The sequence below is a fragment of the Streptomyces rhizosphaerihabitans genome (assembly GCF_025399795.1).
In the GTDB taxonomy this organism is placed as follows: Bacteria; Actinomycetota; Actinomycetes; order Streptomycetales; family Streptomycetaceae; genus Streptomyces; species Streptomyces rhizosphaerihabitans.
On sequence record NZ_JAODTZ010000020.1, the window covers coordinates 42,549 to 68,343 of the forward strand.

Here is a 25,795-nt window from a genome sequence, read left to right on the forward strand (position 1 = left end):
CTCGTGAACTTGGGCTCAGGTGGAATCCGGACGGCCGACGCGACGGGTGCGCACGGCGTACGACTGATGCCGCCGACGCACGGCAGACGGCAGACGGCAGACGGTGAATTCGGTTGGCGTGCGGCGGATTCCGGCGGCTGTACGAGCGCGGTACGACCCCCATGGCGCTGACGCACGACCGCCCTACCGACGACCTACGGCCTACGGCCTACGACGGAGGAACAGGCATGAGGGAACAGGCTTGCCCGAGGCCGCCGTTGAGCCGCCGACGGCGCGCGGGCACGCCGCCGGCGGGGGAGGTCATCTCGTCGCGGGCCCGCCGACCAGGGAGAGAGTGCCGTCGAGATACGCCGCCCGGGAGGCACGGCGCTGGATCTTCCCGCTGGACGTCTTGGGGATGGTGCCGGGGTGGACGAGCACGACATCGCGCACCGGCAGACCGTGTGCCTCACCGATCGCGCCGCGGATCAGATCGATGATCTTCTCGGACTCGCCCGCCGCCTCCGGTGCCGTCTCGGCGACGACGACGGGCTGCTCGCCTTCCCCTTCGCCGTCCACGGAGAAGGCGGCGGTGCAGCCGGGCCGCAGCGCCCAGTGGGACATCTCGGCGGACAGTTCCAGGTCCTGCGGATAGTGGTTGCGTCCGTCGATGACCATCAGGTCCTTGAGACGGCCGGTGACGAAGAGTTCGCCGTCCCGCAGGAACCCGAGGTCGCCGGTGCGCAGGAACCGGCCCTCGCGACCCTTGAGAGTGGCCCGGAAGGTCTGCCGGGTGGCGAGCGCGTTGCGCCAGTAGCCCTTGGCGACACTCGCGCCGGAGACCCAGATCTCGCCGACCTCCCCCTCGGGCAGTTCCTCCTGCCGTTCGGGGTCGGCGATCACCACGGTGATGCCGGGGCCGGGCCGGCCGGAGCCGACCGCTGCCGCGTCCGCCGACCTGGCCTCCGCCGCGCCGGCATGCGGCCCGGCACCGTCGGTGGCGGTGGCGGTGGCGGTGGCCAGGGTCGGCGGGGCCTGCACCGAGCTGCCGGTGACGATCAGCGTGGCCTCGGCCAGGCCGTAGCACGGATACAGGGCCTCACGGCGGAAGCCGGCCGCGCCGAAGGTCTCGGTGAACCGTCGCAGGGTCGCGGCCCGCACCGGTTCGGCGCCGTTGAAGGCGACCTTCCACGAGCTCAGGTCGAGGCCGTCGAGGAGGTCCGGCGTGGCGTGCTTCAGACACAGCTCGTAGGCGAAGTTGGGGCCGCCGCTGGTGTGCGGGCGGTACCGGCTGATGGCGGTCAGCCAGCGCTCGGGCCGCTGGAGGAAGTGCAGCGGGGAGAAGAGAGTGGCTGTCACCCCGAGGTAGGCCGCGTTCAGGACCGGGCCGATGAGTCCCATGTCGTGGTAGACGGGCAGCCAGCTGACGAAGAGTTCATGGTCGTACTCCGCGATCACGTCGGGGGTGTGGCCCATCCGCTCCGTGATGACCCGCTCGTTGTCGAGCAGATTCCCGTGGGTCACCATCACCCCGCGCGGGGCGGAGGTGGACCCGGAGGTGTACTGAAGGAAGGCGAGCGAGTCTGCGGTGATGTCGGGTTCGCGCCAGGAACCGGCCGCCTCGTCGGGGATGTCCTCGGTGGCTACGCAGGTGATCTCGGCCAGTTCGGGCAGGTGTTCCGACATGGTGGCGAGGGCCGCGATCACCTCGCGGCCGCCCAGGATCACCTTGGCGTCCGCGTCGGCGATCAGGCGCTTCATCCGGAGCAGGGCGCGGTGGTTCTGTGACCGCCCCTGCGGGGGCAGGCCCGGCACGGCGACGACCCCGGCCGAAAGACAGCCGAGGTAACCGCAGATGAACTCGATGCCGGGCGGATACAGCAGCATGGCGCGGGAACCGGCCAGGCCGCGCTCCTGCAGCCAGGCGGCGACGGCCCGGGACCGCTCGGCGAGCCGCCGGTAGGAGATGTCCTGGATCTCTCCGTCGCAGTCACCCGTGACGAGGTACCGGTAGGCAGTCCGGTCGGGCTGTCGGGAGGCATGCGTGGTCAGTAGATCGACCAGGGAACGAGCCATAAAAGGAGTCTCACCTGTTCGCGTAAGTGAGCGAGAAGACTGAGTTCGGAGGCCGCGTCATGGGTACGCGCAGATGCCGTGTCCGCCTGGCCCCCTTGCCAGAACGTCCTTCTCGGCCAATCCGCCCGGGATGCGGCGGCGATGCTCGCGCCGGCTCCCCGTGGCCCCCTACTGATTGCTACCAACGAGTAACACGATAGCAAGTTCGATCGGCCCACCAGATGTAACTCCGGGTACTAAATGCGGAATTGGGTCACCTGACGCTCAGTCACGACATGCGAACCGGGTGAAGTGGCTGGTACGCGGGATGCCACGGAGGGACATGTGTACCGCGTCACAGGCTCCGAACAGCGTTCGAGCCACCCGGTCGCTCCCGGCGTCCGGTGCCGCCCGCGTTCCGGGCACGAGCGAGGCGGGCCGCGCGATGCGCGGCCCGCCGAACCCCCTCGCCGTACGGACCACTGGTTGACGTTGACGGCCGGCGCTCGGGCCGCTGATCGCGGCCGTACTCGCCGTGCCCATCGTGAGGAGCCGCGACCGTGTGAGCGTGCCCCGGGGGTGCGCACATCGCGTTTGTGAAGGCGCGAGTCTCGGGTTCGAGCAGGGTGGCGCAGGCTGGTCCGACCGGTCCTGTCAGGAGCAGCTGTTTTCGGACATCAGGAAAATGTCAGTAGAACGTCAGTGCCGCCTGGCAGCGTGGATTCACGCCACGGCGCAGTGCCCGCACCTCGTGCGATCGCGGGCTCCCGCGGCAGCCCACTCACCGCGCGAGAGGAAACACCCCATGCCTGCCCACGGCCCGAACCGTCCCACACTGTCCGGCCCCTCCCGAAGGTCGGTGCTGACGACCACCGGCCTGGTGGCCGCGGGATTGGCGCTCGACACCGCCGTGGGCGCTCCCAGCGCATCGGCGGCAGCGTCCCCGGCGATCTTCTACTCGCCGCACCAGGACGACGAGGCGATCGGGCTCGCCGGTTCGATACTGGAACACAAGGAGGCCGGCAGGCCGGTCTACCTGGTGCTGGTCAGCAAGGGCGAGAACGGTGACCTCGCCGCGTACATGAACCAGGGCGACTGCCAAAGTCTGGGCGGCAATTGTTCGGCCCCCGGCCACTATCACAAGCTCGGCTGGCAGGAGACCTGGCCGACACCGGAGGTCGTCACCGGCCGCACGGCCGAGTTCAACCTCTCCGCCAAGGCCCTGGGCGTCGACAAGGTCATCAACTTCAAACTCTCCGACGAAGCCTTCGGTGACTACGACAACTTCGTCAAGAAGATCATGACCAAGGTCCGGGCACTCGCCCAGCAGTACCCCGGCGCCTCGCACAAGTTCGCGGCCGGGTGGCTGGACGGGAACCCCACCCACAAGGCGTGCAGCGATGCCGCCTACTGGCTGATGAAGAACGGCGAACTCACCGACGTCCGGTTCAACCACATCTACGCCTACCAGCAGTATCCCGACCCCGCCGATCGCGGCCGCGGCGCCGCGTATGTGCTCAACATCCCGGCAGCGCATATGGCCAAGAAGCGTTCCTCGATCCTGGCCTACAACACCTGGGACCCCAGCCGGAATCTCTACACCCTCGGGTACCACAGCGTCCCCGTCTGGCTGGAGCAGGCGTACGCCGATCCACGGGAGTTCGTGTACACGCTTCCCTCGAACTACAAGACCGGCCCGGTGTAGGGACAGCAATCGGGGCCCTCGCGCCCCAAGGCCGGCACCCGGCCCGACGGATACGTCCGCCGAACCCGCCCGGACCGGGCCGTCCGCACCCGGGGGACCCGTCCGGGACAGCCATCTCCAGCCGGACGCCTCCCTACGTCCCGCCGCGCCACCAGGACTTGAACTGTGGCCGGCGCATGAGCTCGATCCGCGAGGGAGCAAGCCCCCGGCAGGTCCTGTTGCGGGCGGCAACAGGACCTGCCGGGGCGCCCCTTGGCGTTGCCGTCGGGCCGTCAGCAGTAGAGGTTGGCTCCCGGCGTGACGCCGAGGATCGACGTGAAGCGCTGGTAGGCGTCCACGCGGCTCTGCACCTGCGCCGGGTTCCTGCCGTCGCACTCCAGCGAGCCGTTGATGCTGCGGATGGTCTGACCGAAGCCCGCGCTGTTGACCATCGCGTTGTGCGGGGTCATGGAGCCGGGGCCCGACTGGGTGTTCCAGTACCACAGGCCCGTCTTCCAGGCCACGGCCGAGTCGTTCTGGACGAGCCAGGGGTTGCCGAGCAGGTCGATGCCGAGCGCGTCACCCGCGGCCTTGTAGTTGAAGTTCCAGCTGAGCTGGATCGGACCGCGCCCGTAGTACGCCGCCTGGCCGGCCGGGCAGCCGTAGGACTGGCTCCAGTCGCAGTAGGTGGGGTAGTTGGCGGTGTTCTGCTCCACCACGTAGACGAGTCCGCCGGTCTCGTGGTTGACGTTGGCGAGGAACGCGGCGGCCTCCTGCTTCCTGACCGTGTCGCTGCCGCTGTTGGCGAATCCGGGGTAGGAACTCAGGGCGGCCTTGAGGCCGTTGTAGGTGTAGAAGGAGTTCCTGTTCGGGAACATCTGGTTGAAATGCGCCTCGCTCACGACGAAACCGTCGGAGGGATTCGTCGACCCGCCGTCGCAAGCGTACGGATCCCAGTACCAGGTGCTGATGACGGGGTCGTAGCCCGGGTTGTCGTGCTCGGCTATATAGGCCTTGCCGTCCGTGTACCGGACGATGTTGCCGGTGGCGTAGGACTTTCCCGCCACCCAATTCGGGTAGCTCGAACAGGATGCGGCGGACGCGCTCGCGGCCGGCAACAGCGCCGGTGCGGAGGTTCCGATCAGAATCGCGGCCAGGAGGGAAGCGGCGCGGCGTTGTGACACGGGATCAGTCCTTTGCGGAGCAAGGCAGCGCCGGAGGCAGGCAGAGCCATGCGCGCACGCCGACGGAGGGTCGACGCCGCAGAGTCCGGGCGGCCGCGGTGGGGGGTGTGGGGCCACACTCAACCGCTTTGGTCTGTACCAGTCAAGGGTGTAGACCAGTCAGCGCCTGGCGGCCGTGGCAGGAAATCTCCGCGCGGCGGGGGCGCCAGGAAATCGCCGTGGATCGGGAGCGCGAGGAAAACGCCGTGGATCGGGATCGGCCTGGTTCGCGGCGGCCGCGCACGCCCGGTGCCGCCTCTACGGTGCGGGCCGACGTCCAGGTAACCCGATGGCCCGGAAAGGTCGCCGTCGTCGGCGCCCCCTTCAGCCTGGAACCAGGCCGGCTGCGCATCCTCAGCGGGGCCGAACCCCGACGCGATCCCGGGAGCCGGGATCGCGAACGCGCAGGGTCACCGGCTCCCGTCGATTGAACCGGGGCAGCCGAGGCTCACACCACAGCAGTCGCCGAGGTATCACGGGCCCACCCATCCTGCCCGAAGCGAACCGAAGGCGACCGCCTGGTCCAGGCCCGGAGACCGCTCCACGGACTGCGCGCCGCTCAGGCCGCGCGCCGCTCAGGCCGCGCGCCGCTCAGGCCGCGCGCCGCTCAGGCCGCGCGCCGCTCGAAGAAGCCAAGTCTTGAATGCGTGGCGCGATACGGGCCCGGTCGAGCCGTCGGGGTCCGAAGGCGTCGGGCGATCAGACGCGGCACAGGAGGCACCAGACGGTGCTCGGCTGTGCCGGACACCCGAACTTCCTTCATTTCGGCTTCAGTTGTTGACGTCTGGAACGTGTGGGGATACAACCCGGAGAGAGCGCTCTCCGTCTGCTGTTGCTCCGCCCCCACACACGCCGACTCGGCACGAGGAGACTCCGCATGCAGTCCTTAACCAGCGCCCCGACCAGCGCCCCTCCCCATGGACCCTCGGGCATGACCGCGCGGGCCCGTACGGCTCTCGCTCTGGTCGTCGTCCTGCTCGCCGCCTGCGTCGCCGTCCTGACCCCGTCACCCGCGCAAGCCGCCGACCAGCTGCTCTCCCAGGGACGGCCCGCCACGGCGTCGTCGGTCGAGAACGGCTCCTTCCCGGCGGGGGCCGCGGTCGACGGCAATACCGGAACCCGGTGGTCCTCGGCCTTCTCCGACCCGCAATGGCTGCGTGTCGACCTCGGTTCCGTCCAGCAGCTCACCCGCGTCACCCTGAACTGGGAGGCCGCCTACGCCACGGCCTTCCAGATCCAGACCTCCACGGACGCGAACACGTGGGCCACGGCGTTCTCCACCACAACCGGCACCGGTGGCACCCAGAACATCGGCGTCTCCGGCAACGCCAGATACGTGCGAATCCTCGGAACGACGCGAGCCACCCCCTACGGCTACTCCCTGTGGGAGTTCCAGGTGTACGGGCCCGGAAGCACCACCCCTCCTGACGCCTTCTGGGGCACGACCAGTGACATACCAGCCGCGAACAACGCCGTCGAGGTGAAGATCCTCAACCGCACCAACGGCAAGTACCCCGACAGCCAGGTGTACTGGAGCTTCAACGGACAGGTCCACTCCATAGCCGAGCAGCCGTACCTCGACATGCCGGCGAACTCCGCGGGCCGCATGTACTTCTACCTCGGTTCGCCGAACGGTCCCTACTACGACTTCATCGAGTTCACCGTCGGCAACAACGTCTTCAACGGCAACACCACCAGGGTCGACGCCTTCGGCCTCAAACTGGCCATGCGCCTGCACACCAAGGACGGGTACGACGCCGAGGTCGGTGAGAACCGGGGGACCTTCGCCGAGGACCGCGCGACCACCTTCCAGCGGTTCACCGCCGCAGTTCCCGACCAGTTCAAGGTGCTCGCCCAGAGCCAGGCCCCGTACCGCATCATCGCACCCGGCAGCGACCCGAGCTTCCGGGCGGGCGGCGCCAACGCGAACTACTTCACCGCCTACGCCCAGTCCGTGGGCGTCAGCGCCGCCACCTCCGACATCTTCGGCTGCGCGGCGTCTCTCGCGGGCAACCCCAACATGTGCGCCGCCCTCAACCGCCATGTGGCCACCCTGCCGGCCTCCCAACAGGGCGACCCGGCCCAGTACTACAAGGCGGCGCCCGCGAACTACTACGCCAAGTTCTGGCACGACAACGCCATCAACAACCTCGCCTACGGCTTCCCCTACGACGACGTGGCGGGTCAGTCCTCCTTCATCTCCCACGGCAACCCGCAGTGGCTGCTGGTCGCCGTCGGCTGGTAGCCGCATCCCCGACCGCGGGGGCCGCACCGGCTCGACACCGCCGTGCCGGCGAAGGGGATCGATCACGGCTCCGGGACTGAGGATCCCGGATGGCTCCACCGCGGCTTGCCCGCCCGCAGGACGGCGGTGAAGAGGTCGGGGCCGCCGGTCGCACCAAGGCCGGCGGTCCCGGCCCACCGCGTGGTGGTGGGCTGATGGTGGCGCCATGCTCGATCAGGGCCTCGGAGCCCGCCTCGTCGATGACGAGCATGTGCCCGGTCGGGCGGTGGCGGCTTCGTCCACCGCGATGACGCGTGCGGGCTAACTCTGGGACGGCCGCCGTGAGTTCATCGTGATGGCGTCGCCCTCGGCATGGTCGCTCGGGTCACCGCCGACGATGAAGCCGCCTGGCGTCCCGGGGCCACCCGCTCCGCTGTCGGCGGTGTCCGAGGAGAAGGCGGGCTCCGGGGCCAGAGCGTCGCGGACAGCGGTCAGGATGTCCTCGGTGTCGGCGCCGAGCGCTCGAGCGGCGGACGTGAAGTCCCGTACCAGAGTCGCAAGTTGGTCGGCGTCATGCGCGTGCGATTCGGACGGGAGTGCCGCGACCCGGGTGCCCGCGCCCCGACGCGTGCGGATCAGCTCGGCGATCTCCAGCTCGCGGTAGGCGCGGGCCACGGTGCCCGGCGCCAGACCGAGGTCGGCGGCGAGTTGGCGCACGGTCGGCAGGCGCTCGCCCTCGGCCAGCCGCCCGGTGCGGATCAACGCGGCCAGCTGGGCGCGGATCTGCTCGTACGGCGCTACCTGGCTGGTGGTGTCGACGCGGACGGCGGGGTCACTCATCGTCGAAAGTCCCATCGTCGGCTGCCTCGTCGTCGACCGCCCGGGGTGCCACCACGGTGACCAGGGACCATCCGAAGGTGAACATGCCCAGCAGGCCCAGAGGGCAGATCGCCACGATGGTGGCGGCACCCAGCGGGCCCGCGCAAGCCTTGTCCGTGAGTGCGACGAAGATCATCAGCACGACGAGCAGCACCTGGCTCGACACCAGCAGCCCCCAGGCTCCAGTGATCGCCCACGCGCGGTCGCGGCGCTGCCGGTCGTCGCCCGGGCCGTGCGCGATACGGCGCAGGGCCCAGACGCAGACAGGGGTTCCGACCGCGAGTGCGGCGACCATCGGACCGCTGTAGTACAGGCCGGGCCAGGGACCGAGGGATGTGCGCATCCCTTCGCAGGTGATGGTGATGACACGCCCCGCTCCGCCCGGCCGGTCGAAGTCGGCGGAGGCCGTGACCGCACCCATCAGCAGGAGGGTGACGAGGGACGCCGCCTGCAGAAGGAGCAGGGGCGCCATACGGGGCGGCACTTGGTCTCGGATCAGGCGCGGGGCGAGACTCGCGGTGCGTACCGCTTCCTGGGGACGCAGGGTCAGGGCGTCGCCGAGCAGGACTCCGCCCACCGCGCACAGGCCGAAAGCGGTGATGGCGAACACGAGGGGCATCGTGATGTCATCGCTGTCCATCGTGACCAGGTTCTGTGCGACCACGACGCCGATGGCCAGACCGGACCAGCGGGCGTAGTGGTCGGCGTGGTCGAGGAACCTGGACTTGAGCGGGACAGTGCCGAGCATATGGAGATCCCCCCAGATCATCTTGTATCAAGCAGTGGATACAAGATGCCCCGGTCGGAACCTTGTGTCAAATGCTCGATACAAGATGGTCCATAGGGGAACGGCACCATTCCGGCGCGGAAGCCGCGGGCGCCGCAAGCGAGTCCACGCGCCGCGAGGCGGGGCTTCGGAGCCAACCCGCCCTTCGCGGCCCGCCTCCCGCGGCCGCAATGTCGCACGACTGGTATCCCGTCGAGGCGTACCGCCGCTCGATCCGCGGCGCGGATGCCGTCCAGTCGAACGGGTGACAGACTGAAAGTCGAATCGGCGGTCCGTGCCGGAGGGCACGGGGCCTGACGCGGCCAGCGCAAAAGCCCCGGCCGAGGGGTGTGGCGAGCCCGGTGCGCAATGGTCGAGCAGGCAGGCACCTTCCACCACCCGCTTCGGCGGGGGCCGAAGCCTGCGTTCGCAGGCGCGAGCGGGGAACGTACGGAATCCGTGTTCTGAGGGTGGTGACCCCCTGTGAGTGGGACCGACGGAGAAGCCGGTGGAGGACTTGCCGGGCAGACGGTCGTGGTCGTGGGAGGCAGCGCGGGCATCGGTCTGGAGACCGCGCGGCAGGTGCGTGCGGCCGGCGGCGAGCTGGTTCTCGTGGCGCGCGACGCCGGACGCCTCCAGCGGGCCGCGGACGAACTGGACCCGCTGAGCACGGCCGCCTTCGACGCCCGGGACGTCGAACGCCTGGAGCGCTTCATCACAGAGCTGCCCGGGCAGGTCGACCATGTGATGGTCACGGCGGGCAGCCCGTCGTACACCCCCATCGCCGAACTCGACCTGGCCAAGGCCGGGTATGACTTCGGCGGGCGTATCGCGATGATGCTGGCAGTGGCGCGGGCGAGCCGGGAGAAGGTCAGAGCCGGGGGAACGCTCCTGTTCATCGGCGGCACCGGCGGCCGCCGGCCCGCGCTCGGAATGGCCGTGACGGGCGCTCTCACCGCGGCGCTGCCGGCTCTGACCGCCAACCTCGCACTGGAGGTCGCCCCTGTCCGGGTCAACCTCATAGCGGCCGGGTTCGTGGACACGCCACTGTCGGCCTCCCTACTCGGTGACCAACTCGACGCACGGCGCGAGGAGTTGAGGAAGACGCTGCCCATTGGGCGGGTGGTCGGACCTGAGGATGTCGCCGCCCTCGCACTGCACATCATGGCCAACGGCGCCCTCACCGGCGCCACATACGACATCGACGGCGGCCAGCAGCTCGTCGCGCACTGACCCTCAACTGCCCCAGGCCCGAGCCGCAGTCGGACGTCGAGCGCGCTCCGGCACCACTCGTGGATCAGGTCGTCGCCGACATCCATCCGGGTCCGGGACGAGAGGAACAACATGCTATGGACATGAAACTCGAGGTCGTCGTGGTGCCGGTGTCCGACGTCGACCGGGCCAAGGACTTCTACACGGCTCTGGGCTGGAGACTCGACGCGGACGTCGCCACCGACGGCGACTTCAGGGTGGTGCAGTTGACCCCTCCGGGCTCTCCGGCTTCGGTCATCTTCGGCAGATCGGTCACCGATCAGGACCCGGGCTCCGCTCGCGGACTGCACCTGGTCGTCGACGACATCGAGGCAGCCCGCGACGAGCTGAGCCGGGGCGGCGCCGAACCCAGCGACGTGTTCCACGACGCCGGCGGCGTCTTCCACCACGCCGGCACTGACGCCCGGTTGACCGGCCCTGATCCTCAACGCGGCAGTTACGGCTCCTTCCTGTCGTTCAGTGACCCGGACGGCAACGGCTGGCTCCTTCAGGAGATCACCACACGGCTTCCGGGCCGGCTGGACCCCGCGACCACCTCGTTCGCCTCGGCCGAGGACCTGGCGAGCGCACTGCGGCGCGCCGCGGCAGCGCACGGTGAGCACGAGGCGCGCATCGGCGCGGAGGACCCCAACTGGCCGGACTGGTACGCGCGGTACATGGTGAGCGAGCAGGCCGGGACGGAACCGCCCTCGTGAGCGTTGGGACGCATGGTCCATCGGGCACCGGACATCCCGATCACCAACTGCAAGGGAAACTCCAGGTGCTTACGCCCACCTTCGCCGGCCGCCGCGCTCGCCGAGTCACGTCGCCGTCGCCCTCACCGCAGCCGACGTGAACCTGCTGGCCGTACGCGCCGAACGTACCCGGTCTGTTGAAGGGAAGTCTGCGGACTCGACGACGCCTCGCTTCGGGGGCGTTCCGGTTCGTCCCCATCTTGATCATCAAGGTGGCCGCGGGAAGCGGCGGAGCACTGTCAGTGTCGGGTGGCAGCATCGGACGCATGACGGACACCACGGCATTCGACTGGCGGCCCTTCCTGCTCAGCTGGAGCGGGGAGTGGGCGGACTCCCTTCAGGACGGCGAGACGCGAGGAGAGGACGACGAGAGCGCGCTGCAAGCACGGTGGCTGGGGTTCCCGCCCGCCTCCGAGGAGCGGATCACCGCCATGGAGGAGCGCCTCGGCCTGCGGATGCCCCCGTCGTACCGGGAGTTCCTCAAGGTCAGCGACGGGTGGCGGCACGCGGGCGGATTCGTCTGGCTCTTGGCGGGGACCGGCGACGCGCGCTGGCACAACAACGAGTCGGGACTCGCGGACATGTACGAGGAGGACCTGGACGAGGACGCCGGGCCCGAGGCGCGACGGGAGGCGGGCATATGGCGGCGCGGGCTGCAGCTCGACGTCGAATCGGACATCACGCACGTCCTGATGGATCCCGAGGACGTGGACGAGGACGGTGAGTGGGCCGTGTACACATGGGCGAGCTGGCGGGCCGCGCCGCCCGAGCGGTACGCGAACTTCCTTGAGTTCATGCGGGACATGCACCGGGAGTTCCACAGACTTCGGGCGCGGCAGAGTGACGGGGAACCGGAGTTCGCCAACGACACGACACGAAGACTGGACACCCTGGTGGAGGAGGCCCGGCTGGAAGCGCTGAGCGGCGGCTGGGAGCGGGCCGTGAAGGCACTGGACGAGGCCAAGGAGTACGGCAGGCCGCGGGCTGCCGGGCTGGGCGACCAGATACGTCGTCTGCTCGGGCAGACCTACATGGTGTACTTCGAGGACCTGGTGACGGACCCGCAGTACGCGCCCGATCTGCTGCCGCCGCTGGTCGCCGAGCACGCGGCGCATTCGCACCGGGACGACTCCACACTGAGGTTCCATCTGCGGGGCGCCGACGACGACGTGGTGTCGCTGGCTTACGCGACGCTGGATCAGGTGCGGAACGGCATGTACCGGTATACGGCGGCCGGGCCGTTCGGGGAGGCGGTCGAGCGGGCGCGGGAGCTGGCACGGTGGGGAGAATCCGATAGGGCATGGCGGACGCTCATGGACGCTTTGCCCCTGTGGGAGCCGCTGGGGCCGGACCATCTGGCGCCGCTGGGGTGGGTGGCCGACACCGTGCTCGGGCCGCTGCTGACTCCGGAGCGGGGCCGGGAGCTGCTGTCCACGCCGAGGGGCGGGCAGGCAGGTGAGGCACCGAGGCCGACGGCCGGCCTCGACCCGGGCGGTCTGGCGTGGCTCGCGGAGCCGGACCCGGGCAACAGCCGGACGTCCTTCCGGTTCGTCCTGGTGGAAGGGGTGAAGCCGCAGGAGCTGCCCGGACGTCTCGCAGACGGGGACGACACCGTGCTGAACGGACCCTTGACCTTCTGGGAGGCGTACCGCAGGTCGCGACGCAACCAGCGGGAGTTCTCTTCCTACGACGACAGGGCTCTGATGGCGGTCGGCCAGGCCGGCACCGGTTGGAGTTTCGCCTTCGACGGCGATCCCGCCGCGTTCGACCAGCGGCGGTTCGTCTCCCCTGCCGCGGCCGCCAGCGAGGGCACTCGCACGGTGGTGGTGTGGAGCGGCCTGAGGACACGGCGCGGGAATCCGTTCTTCCATCTTTCGGTGGCGCGAGACGGTGCCGAGCAGTACGCATTCACGTACGCGGACGGAGAGACCCGGCAGAGCGGGGCGATACCGCGGGCGCTGGATCCGAGCCGGTATTTCGACGCCCTGGAGGACGCGGCCGAGGTGGAACGGTCACTGCTGGAAGCGGTAACCGAGGAGTTCGGTGCCCATCTGCCGCGTCATGCCATCGTGAACGGGCGGCTGCACACGTTCGCCACCCGTTCCTGGACGCGGCCGCCGAGGAACGGCGAGACGTACATGGTGATCCGGATGGGTCGGGCAGACGCGCACCCGGCGGACGACCGTCGGACGGAAGAGGACGGGCCGAGGAGCAGCTAGAGACAAATCAGGCCGTGCGCATGCTCGACGCGGCGAGAGTCGACGGCACGAAGCCCTGGCATGTCAGAGGACGAGCGCGCCGGGGGATCGTTGCCGGCCTTCTCGACCGTGCTGGAGCCGCCCGCGCGGCACATGCTCCTGCGCCGTTGGCCTCCGGCCTGGGTGCGCCGGCCGCCCGTGGCCAGGGGGTGCCCTGGTCGTCGTAGCCGACCGGATACAGGCCCGCCGCCCCCGGGCGCCGTGGGCAGGCCGTCTACAGCTGAGGCGGGCCCCCGTCCGCCGGCCCCGGTCGCGGCGTAGGACCCCGTCCCGCATGGTCAGACCCGGCCGGTGGTGCGACGCTGGAGGGGAAAGGTATCCGTGGGGCCACCCGGGAGGGCCGATGGGACGCGACGTTCCGGCGCTGGTCTTCACCCGCGAGGACCGTCGCCGCTACCGGATCAAGATGCAGGACTGTCTCGACGCCTTCGCGCAGATGCTGCGCGAGTCACGTTTCGACGCGAAGCGCCCTCAGGTGGGGCTCGAGATCGAGCTGAACCTGACCGATGCCGAGGCCGAGCCGACGATGCGGAACGCCGACGTGCTCGAGGCGATCGCGGATCCCGCCTGGGACACGGAGCTGGGCCGGTTCAACCTGGAGATCAACATTCCGCCCCGGCGGCTGACCGCGGGTGGCCCGGACGCCTGGGAGGAGGAGATCCGCGCCGCACTGAACCACGCGGACGAGCGCGCCAGGACGGTCGGCGTCCATCTGATCATGATCGGCATCCTGCCCACCCTGCGAGAGGCGGACGTCGGCCCGAAGGCCCTGTCGGAGAACGCCCGCTACCACCTGATCAACGAACAGGTCTTCGCGGCGCGCGGCGAGGATCTGCTCATCGAGGTGGACGGAGTCGACCGGCTGCGGACCTACGCGGACACCATCACGCCGGAGGCCGCGTGCACGAGCACGCAGTTCCATCTCCAGGTGTCACCGGAGGAGTTCGCCGATTACTGGAACGCGGCGCAGGCGATCGCCGGGGTCCAGGTCGCGCTCGCGGCCAACTCGCCCTTCCTGTTCGGCAAGGAGCTGGCGCACGAGACCCGCATCCCCCTCTTCGAGCAGGCGACGGACACCCGCCCGCAGGAGATCAAGGCGCAGGGAGTACGGCCCCGGGTCTGGTTCGGGGAGCGGTGGATCACCAGCGTCTTCGATCTCTTCGAGGAGAACCTCCGCTACTTTCCGGCGCTGCTGCCCCTGTGCGAGGACCAGGACCCCACGCAGACGCTGGACCGCGGAGACACACCGGACCTGGCCGAACTCACCCTGCACAACGGCACGATCTACCGGTGGAACCGTCCGGTCTACGCCGTGGCCCAGGGCAGACCGCACCTGAGAGTGGAGAACCGCGTGCTGCCCGCGGGCCCGACGGTCGCCGACACCCTCGCCAACGGCGCCTTCTACTACGGCCTGACCCGCGCCCTGGTGGACGAGGACCGGCCGGTGTGGTCACGGATGTCCTTCTCGGCCGCCGAGGACAACCTGCACGCCGCGGCACGGCACGGCATCGACGCCCGGCTGTACTGGCCCGGAGCGGGCGAGGTTCCGGTGCCCGAACTCGTCCTGCGACGCCTGCTGCCGATGGCACACCAGGGCCTGGAGCGCTCGGGTATGGACGCGGCGTGGCGGGAACCACTGCTCGGCATCATCGAGCAGCGGTGCGTCACCGCGCGCAACGGCGCGGTCTGGCAGAAGGAGATGCTGCACCGCTTCGAAGCGTCGGAGCACTGCGGGCGTCACGAGGCCCTGCGGCGCATGACGCGGCAGTACATCGACTACATGCACCTCAACGCGCCCGTCCACACCTGGCCGGTGGACTGACGACAGCTCGCGTGCCGGTGCTCGACCGCCGCGCCCGACCGACCCGTCTGACGCGGCCGCTCACCGAGCACGCGAGCCGTGCCGCTGAGTGCCGATCCGAACGGGCACGAACACTGTCTCGGGTTGGGGATTTGTGCGGGGCAGGAGGAGGGCCAACGGCCCTGCGGACTCAGCGGATTGCTGTCTCGGCCACGGTCTCGCGCACGATCCGCACCGCACGTTCCGCGTCGGCGCGCGTCACGTCCAGGTGGAACACGAAACGCAGCTGGCCCGGGTATCCCGCACACAGCAGGCCACGACGCGCCAGTCGGTCGCGTACCTCGTCGGCCTCGAGGCCGGGAGCGGACCTCGCGAAGACCATGTTGGTCCCGCTGGGCTCCACGGTCAGGCCCTCCACGTCCTTCAGGCCCTCGGCGAACAGCGCGGCGTGCGCGTGGTCGTCCGCGAGCCGCGTCACATGGTGGTCGAGGGCGTAGAGTGCCGCGGCCGCCAGCACGCCGGCCTGCCGCATCCCGCCACCCAGGACCTTGCGCCAGCGCCGCGCACCGGCCACGAACTCACGTGATCCCACGAGCGCCGAGCCGACCGGCGCGCCCAGGCCTTTGCTGAAGCAGACGGAGACACTGTCGAACCGGCCGGCGATCAGCCGTGCCTGCTCGTACGGGTCGTCCCCGCCGGCCACCGCCGCGTTGAACAGCCGCGCCCCGTCAAGGTGCGTGGCGAGTCCGTGGTCGCGGGCGATCTGGGTGGCGGTCTTCAGGTAGTCCATCGACACGGCCCGGCCACCGATGGTGTTCTCCAGGCAGAGCAACCGCGTCCGCGCGAAGTGCGGGTCGTCCGGTTTCACGGCCGCCGCGATGTCCAGCGGGTCCAGCGTCCCGTCCGCCCGATGCGCCAGCGGCTGGGGCTGAATGCCCCCGAGCACGGCGGCGCCACCGCCCTCCCACCGGTACATGTGGGCCATCTGGCCGGCGATGTACTCGTCCCCGCGGCCACAGTGGGTGAGCAGAGCGCACAGATTGCTCTGCGTCCCCGAGGAGACGAACAGCGCGGACTCGAATCCGAGCAGTCCGGCGATCCGCTCCTGCAGCGCGTTGACGGTGGGGTCATCACCGAAAACGTCGTCGCCCACGTCGGCCTCGGCCATTGCCCGGCGCATCGCCTCACCGGGCCGGGTGACGGTGTCGCTGCGCAGATCGATGACGCGGCCGGGCTCCCCGTGGGCGGCATCCGTCGCGCTCACTGCAGGGGAGACATCGACGCCGGCGGTACGGGCGGGATCAGTGGTGGGCACACGCATACTCTGCCACGCCGGGAGCGATCTGGACCGCCGGGGTTGCACGAGGCCACTCCGACGGTCCGAAGAGTGCGGCCCGGGACGGTCCTAGTCTCGGACCTCGACCCAGAAGGCGTCCGTCCCGTACAGGATGCGGTCGCTGAAGTAGTACCAGCGCAGCAGGCCGCCTGCGGAGCGGTTCTCTCCGTTCGGAACCGCGCGGACCGAGAAGTCCCAGGTGAAGCTGCCCGCGCCCTCCTCGGTGGACTGGAACGGGTACTCGTCACAGTCCTGGGTGGCCGTGTCGTACGGCGGCAGTCCACGCCAGTCCTCGTACGGGGGCCTGCGGTTGCAGGCGGCGTCCTTCATGGCCTCGTTGGCCTGAGCGGAGGGACTGCCGTCGGCGACGCGGTGCAGACCCTGATCGTCCCGGGCACCGCTGTACTTGCCGGGGATGTGCTTGGGCTCCAGCTCGATCGGATAGGTCTTCTCGGGGGTGTCCTGGGCGACCCGGATGTGCCGGGCGACCGAGGAGACACGGGTGTCGCTGATGTCGTACTGGAGGTGCGGGATCACCTCGTAGTTGACGCACGCCTTCGGATAGTCGACGCCGAACTGCGAGAAGTAGTCGGCGGAGTCGCAGCGGAAGGCGCGGTCGGCGGTGGTGGCATCGGGGCCCACGTAGCCGCCGCCGGAGCCGCCGAATCGGAAGTGCCAGTGGTGGAAGAGAACTTTGTCCGTGGAGGTGGACGCCTCCTCCTCGGAGTAGATGTCCCAGTGCAGCCACTCGCGGTGGTAGTCCCACTCGTCGAAGGTGTGCTCGATGCCACTGCCGGTCGCGAAGCAGTACTCGTAGCTCTCCGCGCAGTCCGAGAGGATGAACATCTTGAGGTCCGGGGCGGTGAAGTACCGGTCCCACAGGCTCCAGTCGTCGTACTCCACGGAGTCGTACTGGGCTTGGAGATAGGTGCGCAGAACGCGCTGCTGACCGTTGCCGACCGCCACCGCGTGGTAGGCCACGCTGTTGGTGCCCTGATACTCCGGCTTGCCATCGATGATCTTGAAGTACTGGACGCCTATGCGCATCTTCCGGCACCACAGCCAGCGGTTGAGGGTCTCGCCCTGGGCGGAGGATGCCCCGGCGCGGTCGAGGCACTGGTTGGTGTCCTGAGCCGGGGGCTCGTCACCGAGGTTGGTCGGCGGGAGGCCCAGGGCGGCGGCCTGAGCGGAGGCCCGTCCGTCCGTCGCCAACGGCACCTTGGAGGTGTCCAGGTACGACTTGGCTCCCGCCTTCCTCGCCTCGGCCAGGGCTTCCTTCATCGCCTGCTCCGGGGACAGGGACGCCGTCTTGGCCTTGGGTGCGGGCGCGGCCCGCCACGCCGACCGGGGACGCTGCGTCTTCTTGTCGACGTCCTCGCCGGTGAGGATCACCGGCTTCCCGATCCACTTCCCGTCGGCCGCCGTCCGTTGCCCGCTCCCGCCACCGGGCGAGGGCGCAGGCGTGGCGGACATGGCCGGCGCCCCCATCGCCAGGATCAGGGCGAGCGCCGCCACGACGGCGGACAGTAACTTTCCGGCCCCTGCGCGCACTACGGTTGGTTCTCCCACGATCGCGGTCCTCTCGTTGCTCCGAGTACGAAGAGTTCTCAAATCCCGAAAGCGAATGGCCGCAGACAACGTTGGTTCGGAGGACGGAACCAGACCAGGACGGAACCGGACGTTCCCCTTGTGCGGGACGTCTGACCCCGGCCTCGAAGGGAAGTGAAGGACCTTGCCCGGTCAGCCTGTTGACGTGCCGTGGAGCCGCATCGAGCACCTGCTCGCCCGGAACGCTCCCGCCTGTCACGCCCGGCTGAATCCGCCCGCCGATCCCGCGGTGCTGCGGGAGGCGGAGCAGGAGATCGGCCGCCCGCTGCCCGACGGACTGGCCGCCTGGTGGCGCGCCGCCGACGGGGTCTCCCCGGCCCGACCGACCCTCGGCGAAACGCCGTTCCGGCTCTTCCCGTACGGATGCGACCCGTACCCGGTGGAGGATGCGCTGAGGCGACGGAAAGAGTATCTGTGCTCAATGCGCGACACCGTGCCGCCGCCGCTCGCCGACGCTCTGGAAGTCTGGCTGGCCCGCTGCGGCCAGGACCGGGCCGGCACGTACTACCCGCATGACGTGACACCGCTCTGGCTTCCGCAGTGGCTGCCGGTGGGTGGGGACGCCATGGGCGGCGGCCTCTTCGTCGACCTGCGCGCAGGCGACCAGTACGGGTGCGTCGTCCGCCACGGCACCACGTCCCACGGCCCGGAACCGTCCTGGCCGAACATCGAGACCCTCCTCGCCCACGTGGCGGACACGCTTGAGGAACTCGGCGGGGACGGCGACTGACGGCGAACCGAACGGGTCTCGACGAGCCCGGCAACCGGCCCCGTAGTCGGACAGTCCGTCCCGTGGGGCGAGGGTCTCAACTACCTCCGAGCCGAGCCGCCGTCCGATCGGCGAACAGCCGAAGGACCATCGCACGTTCCGCGGTCGCCGAGACCCCACGCCCGGCAAGCCCACGCGAGCCGTGAGGCGCCGGTGCGGCCTGTGGTGACAAGAAACTAGGCCGTACCTCCCCATTGCGGGGTCGGCTTCTTCGGGTCCGTGGCGGTGATGGGTCTGCCGTCGGCCCAGTTCCTGTAGGTGATGCCGAAGGTGTCGACGGGCTTCTCATCCGCGTAGCCGTCCGTGCGGGTCACTGGGATGTTCAGGGTCAACGACATCGGCAGGTGGCGGGAGTCGGTGGTCAGGGTGAAGGTTGCCGTTCCGGACGTGGAGATCTTGAGGTACGGGCGGTAGAAAGCTCCCACCGTCGGATCGGCGGCCAGGTCGCTCAGGGCGGCGGTGCCGCGGAGAGTCGGTCCGCTGCCCTTCACCTTCTTCTCGGTGAACCCGGACGCCTTCGCGATCAGCGCCGCGAGGTCCGCTGGTTGCGCGAGCCACTGGGCTTCCAGGGCGTTGCGGACGGAGAGGTCGGTGACCGTGTCGGTGACGGGGACGACTTTGGTGGTTCCGTAGGCTCCGGCGCCCTTGGTGGCCGGCGTGTTGTCCGGGGTGACGTAGGCGCTCCCGCCGACCAGCACGATGTCCGGCGGAGTCCAGTTGTGGCCCTCGCCGTAGTCGTACAGCACATGTGTCGCGGCTCGGACCGGCTTTCGGCTCATGTCGAGCCGGCCCTGTCCGACGAAGAAGTTCGGGTCGCCCGGAGGTCTGGCGTCGATGTCGAAGGCGACCAGCTTCCGCTCGAGCATCGCGGAGGTGACAGCGGACGCCGCCGCCGCTCGCTGGTCCGGAGCGGCATTCGGCGCCGCGCCCGCGTTCAAGGCGCGGAGGGCGAGCAGGGCGAGGAGGGCCGTCACCGCAACAGCCGCTCCGGTCCGGACTGCCCGCCGCCGGATCGTCCTACCGTTGCCCGGCGCCGGCGGTCGACCGTCGGGAGGTCCGGGTGGCGAGGGCGGCTCTTGAGGTGAACGGCTGGGTACGCCGGTGGAGTCGGAGACTTCTTGCATGGCCAGATCGACGCGCTCGCGGAAGGCGGCGGCCAGGATGACGGGAATGGCGACCGGGGCGGCCTGCCAGATGAGCCGCTGCTGAGTGGTGCGGCACATGGAGCAGTTGCCGCAGGTCCGGCAGGTGCTGTAGTGCTCGACCACGCGTTCGGCGAGGGCAGCGGTGTAGCCGGGGCCGTTCTGCCGCTCGTGGTCCGCCAGCAGCTCACCGAGCACTGCACACCGGGTCCCGCCGTCCCGGACCAGCAGCAGGACGTGGAAGCGCTTGGCCACCAGTTTGTCGAAATTGGTGCACGCCTTGCTGACGGTGTTGGGGTCCTCGCCCTTGCGGGCCGCGATCTCCCGTCCTGTCAGCCCTCCGAGGTTCCGCAGTCGATAGAGGTCACGCTGGTCGTCATCGAGACTCTCGAACACCGTTTCCAGGAGCCGATGGACCCGTTCGAGGCGGATGAGGTCGTGGCCCGCCTCGACGACGCGTTCGCGTTCTTTCAGCTCTTCGACCGCTCCGTCGGCCATACCCGGGCGCTCCTTGCGGCCTCGCGACCAGTGTTTCAGCACCCGGCGCCGGGCGACCTCGACCAGCCAGGCCTCGAGTTGGTACGGCGGTCCCAGCGACGTGTACCGGTCGAAGTAGCGGAAGGCATCGACGAACGTGTCCTGCACGATGTCCGGCGCGTCGTCGGCGTCCACCCGGCCGGCGATGAATCGCAGGACGACGGGGCGGTGGCGCTCCGCCATCACGGCGTAGACGTCGGCTCGGGCGGCAGGGTCCGGGTACCGCGCAAGAAGGCGCAGCAGTTCCTCGTCCGTCTCGTCGGCCAGTCCTCGACAGGAAGCCCGCTCATTCATCCCGCGCCTCCGTGAGCTGCGGAAACGGCAATCGGAGAAAGCCAGTTGAAGAATCTTGCTCGGGAGGCGGGAAAAATCCGCCGGACCCGGCCTGACCCTCCGTACGGCCCCGAGCCCGAGGAGGCACCCATGTTCCGTACAGGAGGGCGTTCCACGCCCACTCGTCCCGTCGTCGCCGGTGGGTGGTCCCGATGAGTGTCTTCTCCCGTGCGGCCGTGTCCACGGGAGCGCCGCTCGCGATTCTGAGTGTCCGGCACGACTGGCATGGGGTCGCGCTCGCCGCCCTGGTCACGATCGTGGCAGTCCTCGGCGGGGAGGTGGTGGGAGCCGTGTCCCGCTGGGCGCTCGCACCCGCACAGCGCCAGCAGCGCTGGCTGCTCAAGCACGGCCATGTCACGGGGCAGTTGACCGCGCGGCAGCTGGTCGAGCTGACGCGGGCGACTCATGCGGCGGAGCTGTCCGCGCGTCCTGAAACGACGCCCCCTCCCGCACCCCGCACAGACACGACAGGCCTGTGACGGCGGTCCCCCAGTCCCCATACGCCCCTCCCCCGCCCGGGTTCCCACCCGGCATCCCATGCTAGAGAGGACCGCCTCATACCAGGGCTACTTCGACGAATCACCCCGTGGAGAGGTCCGGCATCGTCCGGCATCTCACCGCGTGCCGGCTGATCCGGAGCCGATGCTTGCATCGGCATCGGCATCCGCCCGACCAGCCGCCGTCCGCGGTGGCGGTGGCGGTGGCAGTGATCGTGTCGTCACCGACTGCGAGCACCCCGTAGTCCTCTGTACGAGTCCGGTTTCGCAGCCCTGTACGAGGCCGGCCGGGACGAGGTGCGCCGTATTTTCAGGGATGGTGTCGTTGGAAGCGGACGAGACCGAGGTGCGCCTCGACGGTGTGCGGCAGAGCCTGGAACCCGGGCAGAACGTCGTCTCGCATGGAGTGGACCGCAATCTCGGCCTCGACACAGCGCTCCTGATCAACGGGCCTGACCGATGCCGTCGTATCCGTGGGAGAGCTACCGCGAGAGGGAGGACCCGATGCCGTCTTTGCTTTCGGTGAATGTCGGTATGCCGAAGAATGTGCCTTGGCAGGGCCGGACCGTCTTCACGGGCGTGTGGAAGTACCCGGTGAACGGACCGGTCATGGTGCGTCGTCTCAACATCGACGGCGACGGGCAAGGGGACACGGCCGGCCACGGCGGTGAGCAGCGGGCCGTGCTGGTCTACCAGATCGAGTCGTACCGGCACTGGAAACAGCACTTCGGGCGCGACGATCTCGGGCACGGTCAGTTCGGGGAGAACCTCACCGTCGACGGCCTTTCGGACGACGAAGTGTGCATCGGTGACCGGTACCGCATCGGGGAGGCCGAGTTCGAGGTGACCCAGCCGCGGGTCACCTGCTACCGCGTGGGTATGCGCCTCGGTGAACCCGAGCTGCCCGCTCTGCTGGTCAGCCACCACCGTCCCGGCTTCTACATGCGGGTCCTGCGGGAAGGGCACATCCAGACCGGCGACGAGATCGTCAAGATCGGGTCCGGGCCGGGCACACTGAGTGTGGCCGACACCGACGCACTGCTCTACCTCCCCGGCCGGGACCCCGAGCGGCTGCGCCTGGCGGTGAGCATCCCCGCTCTGAGCCCCGGCTGGCAGGGCTCGTTCCGTGAACTGCTCGAGGCCGCGGAGAGTCCGGGCGCTGCTGCCGCGGGCGGCGCGGCGTCGGTCTGGGACGGCTTCAGGGCTCTGCGCGTAGCCGAAGTGATTCCCGAGACCGCGACGGTCTCCTCCATCCACCTGGTCGCCCCGGACGGGTCACGGCTGCCTCCTGCCCGCGCGGGCCAGTATCTGACCCTGCGCGCGCCCGGAGCCGGACAGCCTGCCCCGGTGCGCAGCTACTCGCTGTCCTCGGGGCCCGATGACGGCCGCTACCGGATCAGCGTCAAACACGAGCCGCACGGCGCCGTCAGCGCGTATCTGACCACGAAGCTGCGGCCGGGTGCGATGCTCGATGTCGCGGCTCCCCGAGGCGACTTCGTCCTCCAGGAGGGCGCCGGACCGGTTCTTCTCATCTCCGCCGGCATCGGTCTCACTCCGGTGCTGGCCATGCTGCACGAGCTTGCGGCCTCGTCCAGCGGCCGCGAGGTCTGGTGGATCCACGGTGCCCGCGGCCCGCGGGAACACGCACTGGCCGCAGAAGCACACGCGCTGCTCACCGCGCTGCCGCACTCCCGCGAGCACGTGTTCTACAGCGCCGCCCGGCCCGGCGAGTACAACCGCCGTCAGGCCCGGCCAGGACGTCTCACCAAGGACACTTTGACCGCTCTCGGTGTCCCGGCGGACGCGACCGCCTACGTCTGCGGACCGGCCTCATTCATGACCGACATCAAAGACGCGCTCACCGCTGCCGGGGTCGATCCTGGCGCCGTCCATTCCGAGCTGTTCGGCGCACTGCCCTCCATCACCCCCGGTCTGGCCGGACAGAGCGGTCTGCGGCCGCATCAGCCGCCCGGTCCGCCCGGGACCGGCCCGGTGGTGACCTTCGCCCGCAGCGGCATCTCCACACCGTTCCCGGACGGGCGAAGCAGCCTGCTCGAACTCGCCGAGGCATGCGACGTTCCCGTCCGCTGGAGCTGCCGCACCGGGGTGTGCCACACCTGCATCACACCTCTCCTGTCCGGCGAGGTCGCTTACACCACGCCCCCGCTTGAGGATCCCGCCGCGGGACAGGCGCTGATCTGCTGTTCCCGTCCCGACACCGACCTCGTCCTCGACATGTAGGAACGGCCCGGTACCGACCGCACCAGTCCGCCGCAGGAAACCGCAGGAAACCGCCGAAGAGGATGTCGAGAAAGGCCCGGTTGCTCCGTCCCGGAGCCGGCTGCGGCCACCGTGGCCGTACGGCACGAAGGAGGCCCGGCATGACCCACTGCGCCGAACTCGTCGGCTGGCTGGAGCAGTAGGGGGACAGTCATCGGCTCTGTCGAGTCCGCGGCCCGAAGGCATCATCATCGGACTCGCCGAGCAGTTCGCCTGACGACTACCGAAGGGGCTGTGGTCCCAGGGCTGTGGTCCCAGGGCCATGGCCCCCCGACCCGCCCACGGACGATCTCAGGGCCGGGCGGCAGCGTCCTGGGGGACGAAGGCGCGCTCCAGCAGGGTGTACAGGGTGTCCCGCTCCTGCTCGTCGAGTCTGTTCAGGCCCGCTTGGGTGGTGTGCATCTTCCCGCGGATCACGTCGATGACCCGCTCGCCCTCCGCGGTCAGGACGACGTTCTTGACGCGGCGATCGGAGGGTCTCGGCTCGCGGCGCACCAAGCCGCGCTTCTCCAGCCGGTCGATGATCCCGGTCATGTTGGAGGCGTCGCAGGTCAGCGTGGTGGCCAGCGCGCTCATGGAGGCGGGTCCCCGGCGCAGCACGTTGAGTGTCTTGCCCTGGCTGGCGGTGAGGTTCTCGCTCGCGGCGGCGACCGTGAAGTCGCCGTAGTAGGCAGCCAGGGACACCGAGAGCAGCTCCATGAGCTGGGCCGGGTCACTGCGGGGAGTACCAGTCACGCTCGTCACCCTACGCCAGGAAACTTGACGATCTCAAATATTGATGGCTACGGTCACGCCATTGCTTGATGTTCTCAAGCATCGATGTTCTCAAGTAGTTCTTCAGCTCTCAAGGCAGGAAATCCCTCCGTGTCCCACCCACAGCAAACGGTCACCCGACGACCCGCAGGCGACACCACGGTCGTCCTGGCGCTCGGGCTCGCCGCCATGGTCGTCTCGATGATGCAGACCCTCGTCGTCCCGATCCTGGGGATCATCCAGAACGACCTCGACACCACGACGGCGAACGTCAGCTGGGTGACCACGGCCACGCTCCTGTCGGCCGCCGTCTTCACCCCGCTGCTGGGACGGTTCGGCGACCAGCACGGCAAGAAGCCGACCCTCGTGGGCGTACTGCTCGTGATGATCGCGGGCTCGGTGCTCGCCGCCACCACGACCTCGCTGACCTGGCTGATCGTCGGCAGGGTGATGCAGGGAGCGGCCACCGCGATCTTTCCGCTCGCCCTCTCCATCCTGCGCGAGGAGATCAGGCCGGAGAAACTGCACGGCGCCATGGCCCTGGTCAGCGGCACACTCGCGTTCGGCAGCGGGCTCGCACTGGTCGGTGCGGGACTGCTGACCCGCGGCTCCGACCCCGACTACCACCGGGTCTTCTGGCTCGCCGTGGTGCTCGCGGTGGCGGCGCTGGCAGGCGTGCTGCTGGCGGTCCCCGCCTCCCGCACGAAAACCGGAGGGCGGACGGACTGGCTGGGCGCGGTCAACCTGGCGGTGCTGCTGGTGCTGCTCCTGGTGCCCATCTCGCAGGGACACGCATGGGGATGGACCTCCGGCCGTACGCTCGGGGCCTTCGCCGGCGCGGTCGTGATGGCAGTCGTGTGGGTCATCACCGAGCTCCGGGTCAAGGAACCGATGGTGGACATGAAGATGTTCGCCCATCGTCCCGTTCTCTTCACCAACCTGGCCGGGCTGCTGCTGGGCTTCGCGATGTTCGCCCAGTTCATCGGCGTCTCCTACCTCGTCCAGATGCCCGAGGACATCGCCGGCTACGGCTTCGGCGCCTCCGTGCTCCGAGCCTCCGTCGTGTACCTGCTGCCGACCACCCTCGTGTCGCTCGTGGGCGCCCAGCTCGGCGGTGTACTGGTGCGCCGGCTCGGCGCGCGCGGCACATTGGCCGCCGGTGCCTGCTTCGGCGTGCTCGGCTTCACCTGGCTGAGCACCGCGCACGACACCACTGCCTCGGTGATCGGTGCAGGCATGATCATCGGTCTGGCGATCAGCTTCGGTTACGCCTCCATGCCCGCGCTCATCGTTGCCAGCGTTCCGGCCCACCAGACCGGCATCGCCAACGGCATCAACTCCATCTCCCGCTCCGTCGGCAGCGCCGTCGCGAGCGCGGTGATCACCTCGCTGCTGGCGTCCAAGACCATTCCGCTGCCGCAGGGGATGCCGGCACTGCCGCAAGAAGGCCAGTTCACGTTGAGTTTCGTGATCGCGGGAGTGGCGTTCCTGCTGGTTGTGGTCGTCGCCCTGTTCGGGATCAAGGTGGCGCACCAGCCTCGTACGACCGTACCGAGGAAGGTCACGGATTCCGGGACGACGCCGCTTGCCGAAGCCGAACCCCGAGCCGAGATCGTCTGATCGCAGACCCCGTACTCCCTCGCACCTTCTTCGAAAGGCAGATCG

The 25,795-nt window shown here is 69.4% G+C and carries 18 protein-coding genes; 10 read left to right on the plus strand and 8 right to left on the minus strand.

Annotation, left to right across the window (positions count from 1 at the left end):
- Positions 1 to 300: 300 nt before the first annotated feature.
- Entirely contained in the window at positions 301 to 2,055 is a 1,755-nt protein-coding gene (locus N4G66_RS20970) for a fatty acyl-AMP ligase (RefSeq protein WP_261705678.1), read from the minus strand.
- Positions 2,056 to 2,839: 784 nt separating this feature from the next.
- On the opposite strand from N4G66_RS20970, the gene N4G66_RS20975 reads away from it, so the two are divergent.
- Complete coding sequence (locus tag N4G66_RS20975; RefSeq protein WP_261705679.1) at positions 2,840 to 3,739, plus strand: PIG-L deacetylase family protein; 900 nt, start codon at positions 2,840 to 2,842, stop codon at positions 3,737 to 3,739.
- Between the two features lie 272 nt (positions 3,740 to 4,011).
- Here the strand turns inward: N4G66_RS20975 and N4G66_RS20980 are convergent, their stop codons facing one another.
- A complete protein-coding gene (locus N4G66_RS20980; RefSeq protein WP_261705680.1) occupies positions 4,012 to 4,902 on the minus strand; it encodes a glycoside hydrolase family 19 protein in 891 nt (296 codons plus the stop codon).
- A gap of 916 nt (positions 4,903 to 5,818) precedes the next feature.
- Here N4G66_RS20980 and N4G66_RS20985 point away from each other — a divergent pair.
- Positions 5,819 to 7,186, plus strand: a complete 1,368-nt coding sequence (locus N4G66_RS20985; RefSeq protein WP_261705681.1) for a beta-1,3-glucanase family protein — start codon at positions 5,819 to 5,821, stop codon at positions 7,184 to 7,186.
- Positions 7,187 to 7,486: 300 nt separating this feature from the next.
- On the opposite strand, the gene N4G66_RS20990 is transcribed toward N4G66_RS20985, so the two are convergent.
- Together N4G66_RS20990 and N4G66_RS20995 are read right to left on the minus strand one after the other, a co-directional pair.
- Positions 7,487 to 8,005, minus strand: coding sequence for a GntR family transcriptional regulator (locus N4G66_RS20990; RefSeq protein ID WP_315903664.1), 519 nt, complete (start codon positions 8,003 to 8,005; stop codon positions 7,487 to 7,489).
- Positions 7,998 to 8,792 carry a hypothetical protein gene (locus tag N4G66_RS20995; protein ID WP_261705682.1) on the minus strand — a complete coding sequence of 265 codons (795 nt, stop codon included), beginning with the start codon at positions 8,790 to 8,792 and terminating at the stop codon, positions 7,998 to 8,000. Before N4G66_RS20995 ends, N4G66_RS20990 begins: the two co-directional genes overlap by 8 nt.
- Positions 8,793 to 9,293: 501 nt before the next feature.
- On the opposite strand from N4G66_RS20995, the gene N4G66_RS21000 reads away from it, so the two are divergent.
- The 4 genes from N4G66_RS21000 to N4G66_RS21015 all read left to right on the plus strand — a co-directional run bounded on the left by N4G66_RS21000 (position 9,294) and on the right by N4G66_RS21015 (position 14,896).
- Entirely contained in the window at positions 9,294 to 10,043 is a 750-nt protein-coding gene (locus N4G66_RS21000) for an SDR family oxidoreductase (protein ID WP_261705683.1), read from the plus strand.
- A gap of 122 nt (positions 10,044 to 10,165) precedes the next feature.
- Positions 10,166 to 10,777 carry a VOC family protein gene (locus N4G66_RS21005; RefSeq protein ID WP_315903665.1) on the plus strand — a complete coding sequence of 204 codons (612 nt, stop codon included), beginning with the start codon at positions 10,166 to 10,168 and terminating at the stop codon, positions 10,775 to 10,777.
- A gap of 305 nt (positions 10,778 to 11,082) precedes the next feature.
- A complete protein-coding gene (locus N4G66_RS21010) occupies positions 11,083 to 13,035 on the plus strand; it encodes an SMI1/KNR4 family protein (protein ID WP_261705684.1) in 1,953 nt (650 codons plus the stop codon).
- A gap of 382 nt (positions 13,036 to 13,417) precedes the next feature.
- Positions 13,418 to 14,896: a glutamate--cysteine ligase gene (locus N4G66_RS21015; protein ID WP_261705685.1), complete on the plus strand. Its 1,479-nt coding sequence runs from the start codon at positions 13,418 to 13,420 to the stop codon at positions 14,894 to 14,896.
- A 169-nt stretch (positions 14,897 to 15,065) separates the two neighbouring features.
- Here the strand turns inward: N4G66_RS21015 and ltaE are convergent, their stop codons facing one another.
- Positions 15,066 to 16,190: a low-specificity L-threonine aldolase gene (ltaE, locus tag N4G66_RS21020; protein ID WP_261705686.1), complete on the minus strand. Its 1,125-nt coding sequence runs from the start codon at positions 16,188 to 16,190 to the stop codon at positions 15,066 to 15,068.
- Positions 16,191 to 16,280: 90 nt separating this feature from the next.
- On the minus strand, positions 16,281 to 17,726 hold the full coding sequence (locus N4G66_RS21025) for a NucA/NucB deoxyribonuclease domain-containing protein (RefSeq protein WP_261705687.1): 1,446 nt from the start codon (positions 17,724 to 17,726) through the stop codon (positions 16,281 to 16,283).
- A gap of 238 nt (positions 17,727 to 17,964) precedes the next feature.
- Here N4G66_RS21025 and N4G66_RS21030 point away from each other — a divergent pair, with 238 nt between their 5' ends.
- Positions 17,965 to 18,549, plus strand: coding sequence for an SMI1/KNR4 family protein (locus N4G66_RS21030; protein ID WP_261705688.1), 585 nt, complete (start codon positions 17,965 to 17,967; stop codon positions 18,547 to 18,549).
- Positions 18,550 to 18,764: 215 nt separating this feature from the next.
- On the opposite strand, the gene N4G66_RS21035 is transcribed toward N4G66_RS21030, so the two are convergent.
- Positions 18,765 to 20,561, minus strand: coding sequence for an RNA polymerase sigma factor (locus N4G66_RS21035; protein ID WP_261705689.1), 1,797 nt, complete (start codon positions 20,559 to 20,561; stop codon positions 18,765 to 18,767).
- Between the two features lie 191 nt (positions 20,562 to 20,752).
- On the opposite strand from N4G66_RS21035, the gene N4G66_RS21040 reads away from it, so the two are divergent.
- Positions 20,753 to 21,079 (plus strand): hypothetical protein, encoded by a 327-nt coding sequence (locus tag N4G66_RS21040; protein WP_261705690.1) that lies wholly within the window; start codon positions 20,753 to 20,755, stop codon positions 21,077 to 21,079.
- A 522-nt stretch (positions 21,080 to 21,601) separates the two neighbouring features.
- Positions 21,602 to 23,338, plus strand: a complete 1,737-nt coding sequence (locus N4G66_RS21045) for an MOSC and FAD-binding oxidoreductase domain-containing protein (protein WP_261705691.1) — start codon at positions 21,602 to 21,604, stop codon at positions 23,336 to 23,338.
- A 330-nt stretch (positions 23,339 to 23,668) separates the two neighbouring features.
- Here the strand turns inward: N4G66_RS21045 and N4G66_RS21050 are convergent, their stop codons facing one another.
- Positions 23,669 to 24,076 (minus strand): MarR family winged helix-turn-helix transcriptional regulator, encoded by a 408-nt coding sequence (locus N4G66_RS21050; RefSeq protein ID WP_261705767.1) that lies wholly within the window; start codon positions 24,074 to 24,076, stop codon positions 23,669 to 23,671.
- 165 nt (positions 24,077 to 24,241) lie between these two features.
- Here N4G66_RS21050 and N4G66_RS21055 point away from each other — a divergent pair, with 165 nt between their 5' ends.
- Positions 24,242 to 25,750, plus strand: coding sequence for an MFS transporter (locus tag N4G66_RS21055; protein ID WP_261705692.1), 1,509 nt, complete (start codon positions 24,242 to 24,244; stop codon positions 25,748 to 25,750).
- The last annotated feature ends 45 nt before the right edge of the window (positions 25,751 to 25,795 follow it).